The 6,772-nt window shown below is 66.6% G+C and carries 6 protein-coding genes; 4 read left to right on the top strand and 2 right to left on the bottom strand.

The features are described from left to right. Positions 1-866 (top strand): DUF222 domain-containing protein (locus GOAMI_RS17335; RefSeq protein WP_006437870.1); only part of this gene is annotated, 866 nt, incomplete at its 5' end. Between the two features lie 273 nt (positions 867-1,139). Here the strand turns inward: GOAMI_RS17335 and GOAMI_RS17330 are convergent. Then, on the bottom strand, positions 1,140-2,096 hold the full coding sequence (locus tag GOAMI_RS17330; protein ID WP_006437869.1) for a DUF1214 domain-containing protein: 957 nt from the start codon (positions 2,094-2,096) through the stop codon (positions 1,140-1,142). A 286-nt stretch (positions 2,097-2,382) separates the two neighbouring features. On the opposite strand from GOAMI_RS17330, the gene GOAMI_RS17325 reads away from it, so the two are divergent. The 3 genes from GOAMI_RS17325 to GOAMI_RS17315 are packed head-to-tail and all read left to right on the top strand — an operon-like array spanning position 2,383 to position 5,907. Beyond that, positions 2,383-3,330: a phosphate/phosphite/phosphonate ABC transporter substrate-binding protein gene (locus tag GOAMI_RS17325; protein ID WP_006437868.1), complete on the top strand. Its 948-nt coding sequence runs from the start codon at positions 2,383-2,385 to the stop codon at positions 3,328-3,330. A 25-nt stretch (positions 3,331-3,355) separates the two neighbouring features. Next, complete coding sequence (phnC, locus tag GOAMI_RS17320; RefSeq protein ID WP_006437867.1) at positions 3,356-4,189, top strand: phosphonate ABC transporter ATP-binding protein; 834 nt, start codon at positions 3,356-3,358, stop codon at positions 4,187-4,189. Continuing rightward, on the top strand, positions 4,183-5,907 hold the full coding sequence (locus tag GOAMI_RS17315; protein ID WP_006437866.1) for a PhnE/PtxC family ABC transporter permease: 1,725 nt from the start codon (positions 4,183-4,185) through the stop codon (positions 5,905-5,907). Before phnC ends, GOAMI_RS17315 begins: the two co-directional genes overlap by 7 nt. 53 nt (positions 5,908-5,960) lie before the next feature. Here GOAMI_RS17315 and phnF read toward each other — a convergent pair whose 3' ends face one another. After that, positions 5,961-6,689: a phosphonate metabolism transcriptional regulator PhnF gene (gene phnF / locus GOAMI_RS17310; RefSeq protein ID WP_210737895.1), complete on the bottom strand. Its 729-nt coding sequence runs from the start codon at positions 6,687-6,689 to the stop codon at positions 5,961-5,963. Between the last annotated feature and the right edge of the window lie 83 nt (positions 6,690-6,772).

The raw sequence follows: 6,772 nt of genomic DNA, 5'->3' as shown, positions 1-6,772 counted from the left end.
CAAAACCCGGCATGAACAACCCCGACGATCCCGACTCCCCACACGGGTCGATCGACGACGCCGACCCCGACGCGGTGGCGGCCGCCGCCGAACGCGACGACCGCAGCCCCGCCCAGCTCAACCACGACGCCCTCAACGCCCTGCTCAAAGTGGTGTTCGAGGACGGACTCCTGGGTAAGAGTCACCGCGGACTCCCCGTGCAACTGATCGTCAAAGCCGACCTCAACGACCTCATCCGCGAAGCCGGGTTCGCCACCACCGCCACCGGCACCCTGATCCCCATCCCCGACCTGATCGACCTCGCCGCCGACGCCCAACCCTGGCTGGCCGTGTTCAAAGACGCCACCGCCGTCCCGCTCTACTTCGGGCGCGGCAAACGACTCGCCACCCGCGAACAACGCCTCGTCTCCTTCGCCCGACCCGACGGCGAGGTCTGCTCCACCCCCGACTGCGACCTAGCCGCCACCCACGTGGAAATGCATCACGCCCAACTCGATTGGGGCCTCGGCGGACTCACCGACCTCACCCCGGCGTGCCCGAAACACAACCGCATGGTCGGCGATCAACCCGGCCAATACACCACCCACATGGTCCGCGAGGGCCCCGACGAAGGCCGTTGCGCCTGGCGACTCAACACCCAACCAGGCGCACCCCCCAACTCCGAACGCATCAACCGGCGACCCGACATACCCCGCCGCTTCGCCGAACACCTCCAACACGTACGCACCGACATCCACGGACCCGAGCCGGCGTCCGGCGATCAACCACGCCTGCACCTACGCCAAATCATCGACCTACGCAACGCCTCCGACGCCGAAGCCACCCTCGCCTCGATAATGCTCGCCGCCGCATACCCGCGCGTGTGAAGCAAGCGCGGCGAGGGACGGTTACCAGCCCTTCGAGGCTCGTCGCTAACGCTCCTCACACCTCAGGGAGCAGATGAGCACCCACCGCCAACACTCCTCACACCTCAGGGAGCAGATGGGCACCCACCGCCAAAACTCCTCACACCTCAGAGATGGAGGGGGCACCTCATGGAGCGAAAATTCTTGCAACCGGGCCGAAGTCGAATCGGAGGTGCGTGGCCGCTGCGTCAGTCGATCACGTCATCGACGTCATTCCGGAGGGCGACCGACGGCTCAGGAATCGGCGACCGGCTTCAGGACCGGCGGAGTCCACGTGCCGTCGAGGACCTCGGGGCGCGGTCGATATAGGCGGATGAGGTAGTTCCAGCCCTCGGGCGTCACGATCGCGTTGGGCGGGACGTCACCGGTGGCGTCGGGGATGAACCGGACGGTGATCGAGCCGTCGCCGTTACGTACGCCGGTGACGCTGTTGACCGTGTAGAGGTCCTTCTCGTTGGGCTCGAAGAACCCCGCGGCGTTGTAGACCGACACCGACCAGAAGGCGTCGACCGGGATGTCGGCGAAGACGAGTTCGTAGTGCCCGGGACCGACGGCGGGGTCGACGCCGACATAGGTGGCCTCGGATGTCGGGAGCCCACCCCAGCCCGCCGCGCATCCGATGAGGTGGCGGACCGGGTCCACCTCTTCGCGGCTGCCGAAGGTGTGGTCGAAGGAGGTGAGCCCTTTCGCCAGCTCCAGCAGAGCATCTCGGGTCGCATCGAGACTTGCGGTGTCGTAGTCGGGGGACACGAACGGCTCCGACGAGCCCGGAAGGAGCGTCACCTGGTCCTGCAACCTCCCGACTTCGGCCACATCGACCACATCGGTCGGATCGACCAGGATCCGTACGGCGACCAGGACGTAGCGCGATCCGTACACCTCCTGCGTCAGCGTGTGCTCGCCGGCCGCGTGCAGGACGTCACCGACGTAATGGTCCTCGTTCACGATCATCGCGGACACGTAGCGATCACCGGCGTCGGGCAGGGTGAGCACCGCCGGCGCCGCGAGATCGGCGACGGCGAAGCTGTACAGGGTGTCCCGATTGAGCCGGATCACCGTCTGTTCGTCGATGGCGGCGGGTTCTCGATTGTGGCGGAACCTGCCCACCCCACCGGCGGCCAACTGGATGTCGGCGAACATCCGATGCGTCTCCGCCCGAACGAAGTTGTCCACGTTCACATGGCCCGACATACGTTGTCTCCCTCTGTGAGTCCAGAGGAAAACAGTAGCGGGCGACACCGAATCCATCCCGCTTCGCCACTCAATGAAACCAACCTGTCTACACAACTAGACATGTTCCGAGCGCCTTCACCCAGATGACAGTTGCGGGTAGACAACCGTTCATCGGGCCATCGAACCCTGATGGCGTGCCCGGAAGGCGGCTCGCACACCTGCTGCTCACAGCCGCGTCTCCGCCACACGGATTCCCCCGACCGCCCTGGTCGTAGCCATCCCACCGCCTCGAAAGGCCTCCATCATGCGCGCCCGCAGCATCAAGACCCTGCTGTCCGTCGCCGTCGCCGGCGCACTTTCCGCCGCCGCACTGACCGGTTGTTCGTCCACCGACTCCGCCTCCAGCGGCTGGGCCAAGGCCCCCGAGACCCTGGTCTTCGCCGCGGTCCCCGACAAGGCCGGCTCGGATGCCAACTGGAAGCCGATGCAGAACTACCTCGCCAAGACCACCGGTTACGAGGTCGAGTACTACCCCACGAGTGACTACACCGCGTTGGTCGCGGCACTCGTCGCAGGTAAGGCAGACGTCGGCGTCATGGGCGGCCTCCAGTACGTGATGGCCACCAACAAGGGTGCCGAGATCGAACCGGTCGCCGCGGGCCTCACTTCGCCGGACGCCGAGGACGCCGGGTACTTCTCGGAGGCCATCGTCGCGGCTGACTCGCCGATCGCCTCGCTGGCCGACGCCAAGGGCAAGTCGGTCTGCTTCGTCGACCCGAATTCGACCTCCGGCTTCCTCTTCGGGCTCAACGCCCTGTCCAAGGCGGGACTCGATGTGACGTCGACGGGCCAGGATGCCAACGGCCGACCCACCTTCGACGACTTCACTCCGTTCTTCGCCGGCAGCCACGACAAGTCCGCCCAGGCAGTCGCTTCCAAGCAGTGCGACCTGGGATTCGCCGAGGACACCGTGGCCGCCGAAGGCGTCAAGAAGGGTCAGGTCAAGGTGATCAATCGCGAGTACGTGCCCGGCGGCCCGTTCACCGTCTCCTCCGCACTGCCGGCCGACGCGAAGACCAAGGTCACCGACGCGTTGCGCGGGGCCACGGTGGAAGCCATCACCGCGTCGGGGGTCCCGATGACCGACGGCTTCACGTCCAACTACTTCGGCGTACTCCCGGTGGACAAGCAGTACTTCACCCCGATCAGCGATCTCTGCACGAACATCGCCGCCGCGAAGTGCGCGTCCTGACCCGCTGAGTCGAAGGATCACGACCATGACCAACACGACGATCTCTCCCACTGCGATCACGACCACGATTGCACCACTCATCGAAGTGAACGGGGTCTGCAAGGATTTCGGCGCCACCCGCGCCCTGCACGACATCAACCTCACGGTCGCACGCGGTGAAATCGTCGTGTTGCTCGGCCTGTCCGGGTCCGGCAAGTCGACCCTGCTCCGCCATCTGGACGGGCTCGACTCACCCACCTCGGGAGCGGTATCGGTACTGGACCGCACCCTCACCGAGAGCTCCTCGAGAGAGTTACGCGCACTGCGTGGCCGGATCGGGATGATCTTCCAGCAGTTCGAACTGGTCGGCCCGCTCACCGTCCTGGAGAACGTGCTCACCGGGGCGCTCGCACAGCTGCGCGGACCGCGCCTGGGACTGGGGACTTATCCGAAGTCCCTGCGGCGCAGGGCGCTCGGTCATCTCGATCGAGTCGGCTTGCTGCACAAGGCATATGAACGTGCCGACCAGCTGTCCGGTGGGCAGCAGCAACGCGTCGCGATCGCACGGGCACTGATGCAGGATCCCGAGATCCTGCTCGCCGACGAACCCGTGGCCAGCCTGGATCCCGACTCCAGCGCACAGGTCATGGCTCTCATCCGGGAGATCGCCGCAGACCGCGGACTGACGGTCGTCTGCAGTCTCCATCAGGTCGAACTCGCTCTCGAGTGGTCCGACCGGGTGGTCGGACTGCGCGCGGGAGAGGTCGTCCTGGACACGCCGACGGCCGAGTTGAGCCGCGAGCGGGCCATGACGATCTATCGCCAGGTCGGCGCAGAAACCGGTGAGAACGACCTCCGCATCCGGAGCGGCACGTGGTGACCGTCCTCGAGACCGCTCCACCAGAACCGGAGCAGTCGGCGCCCCGGCCGCCACGGCGGACCGGGCGCACCGTCGGCACGGTCGTGATCCTCGGGATGCTGGCGTTCGGTGTCTATTCGCTGAGCACTCTCGACTTCTCCTGGGCCAACATCGTGTCGAGCATCGACAACGCCCGCAAGGTGTTCTCGCTGATGGACCCGATCAGCCTGCCAGCCTGGGGTGAGCTCGCATATCTCATCGGGCTGACCTTGGGGATCGTGATCCTCGGGACGGTGATCGCCGCGATCATCTCCGTTCCGGTGGCCTGGGTGTCGGCATCGAACACCACCCCGTCCACCACATTGCGCTGGATGGGCCGGACCATCGGGGTGCTCACCCGCTCGGTGCCCGATGTCGTTCTCGCGTTGGCATTTTCGCTTGCTTTCGTACTGGGGAGTCCGCTGCCCGGCGTGCTGGCGATCGGCATCCACTCGATCGGCATGATCTCCAAGATGTTCGCCGATGCGATCGAACAGATCGACGACGGCCCCCGGCTGGCGATCCGAGCGACGGGAGGCAGTCGTGCACAGGAGTTCTGGTCGGGTGTCTTTCCTCAGGTGCTGCCGTCGTGGATCGCGACAACCCTGCACCGCTTCGACATCAACCTGCGAGGTTCGGCGATCCTCGGCTACGCGGGCGTCGGCGGACTCGGCTATGCGATGAAGATCGCGTTCGAGCAGTTTCCGCAGGGCTACGGACGCGGACTCGGGATCGCCGCGGTCATCTTCGTGTTGTGCGTCGTGTGCGAGATCATCTCCTCGACCATCCGGCGCAACCTCCTCGGCGTGGAACCTCGCGGTCGCCGGCTCGGTGACCGCGCCGTACGACTCGTCACCCGCGGCCGGCCGCGTCGCACCTCCACCGACGCCCCCTCCACCATCGCGATGACCGTCGACTCCATGACGCGTCAGCCGTGGACACGACGACGAATCCGCAACTGCGCCTGGACCGTCGGCGCGATCATGCTCGTGATCTCCAGCTACTGGATGGCCGACATCGACTTCGCCGACGTCAACTGGTCCCACATGTGGCCGTCGATCGCGAGTTTCTGGCCGCCCAGCACCGGTTCGTACACCTTCGGCGAGTTCGCCGATGCACTGCTGGTGACCGTGCAGGTCGCGTTCGCCGCGGCATTGCTGTCGCTCGTCGTCTCGCTTGCCGTCGGGTCCCTCGCGGCCCGCAACATCGCCCCCAATCCGGCTGTGCGCGGGACATTCCGAGTGCTGCTGGTGGTGTTCCGCGGGATACCCGAACTCGTGCTCGCGATCTTCCTGATCATGATCACCGGGCTCGGCAATCAGGCCGGTGTGGTGGCACTCGCCGTCGGCGGCATCGGACTTCTCGGCAAGCTGATCGCCGACTCCTGCGAGGAGGTCTCCCCCGGCCCCGAACGCGCCCTGACCGCAACCGGCGCGGCACGCGGCCAGCGCTACCTCGCGGCCACCTGGCCGCAGGCCCTGCCCTCGCTGATCGGCAACACCCTGTACCTGGTGGACTCGAACATCCGGGCAGCAACCATCCTCGGCATCGTCGGTGGCAGCGGCATCGGCTTCTACCTGATGAACGCCTCGACCTTGTCGTCGACGCATGGTCAGGTCACGACGCTGGTGATGATGATGGTCGTCACCGTTCTCATCGTGGAGGGCCTCGCCGCCTGGCTACGGCGGGTGTTCCGCTGACCGGTCAGATCAGGGTCGGGCAGTGCCCGGCGGGCCGAACCCCGGGCGGCGCCTCACCGCCCGGGGTCGACGTCGAGTTCGACCCGGTCCGCCGGGAAACGGGTGACCGCCAGTTGCAGCGGTGTGCCGTCCGGCAGCTGGTCGAGTCCTTCGACCGCCAAAACCACTGCACCCTCGAGCAATTGCAGATCGGCGACCTCGCTCGTCGTCGCATGGCGGGCCGCGATCGTCGTCGCACCGCGCACGTAGTCGTCGATCCCCTCGGCGCGCAGAGCCCCGGTCACGGACCCTTCGGCCTCGAAACGCCCGGCGAGGCCGGGTACGCGTTCGGCGTCGAACCAATTGGTGCTCAACGAGATCGGGAGACCGTCGACGGCACGGACGATCTCCAGGCGCAGCGCCGGGCGGTCGTCGAGACCCAGTCGCGTCGCGACGGATGCCGGCGCGAGCACGGTCTCGGAGTCGAGCAGGCGCACAGTCGCACCCTTGGCCCGGCCACCGAGACTGTCGCTGAGACGCGTTCTCAGGCCGATCCGGTGGACCAGTACCTCGTGTTCGGCGACGAAGGTTCCGCTACCGCGCCGCGCGACGACCAGGCGGTCTGACGCGAGCGCGGCCACCGCCTGCCGCACGGTGTTGCGATTGACGCCGAAACGACTCGCGAGCTGCGACTCCGATGGCAACCGAGTGCCGGGCGAAAGTCCGCCGTCGACGATCTCGCCCCGAAGCTCGTCGGCGATGAGGCGCCACGTCGAGTAGCCACTGGGAGACCTGCTGTGCATGACCATGATGATCCCGAATGTACCGCCTGCGCAGGGGCTCGAAGCCGTTCACCAAGTGTTCACCGCACGGCGGCCACACCGCC

Source organism: Gordonia amicalis NBRC 100051 = JCM 11271 (genome assembly GCF_000332995.1).
GTDB classification, from domain to species: domain Bacteria; phylum Actinomycetota; class Actinomycetes; order Mycobacteriales; family Mycobacteriaceae; genus Gordonia; species Gordonia amicalis.
The sequence above is the reverse complement of the archived record's forward strand: the minus strand, read 5'-3'. Positions and strand labels throughout refer to the sequence as shown.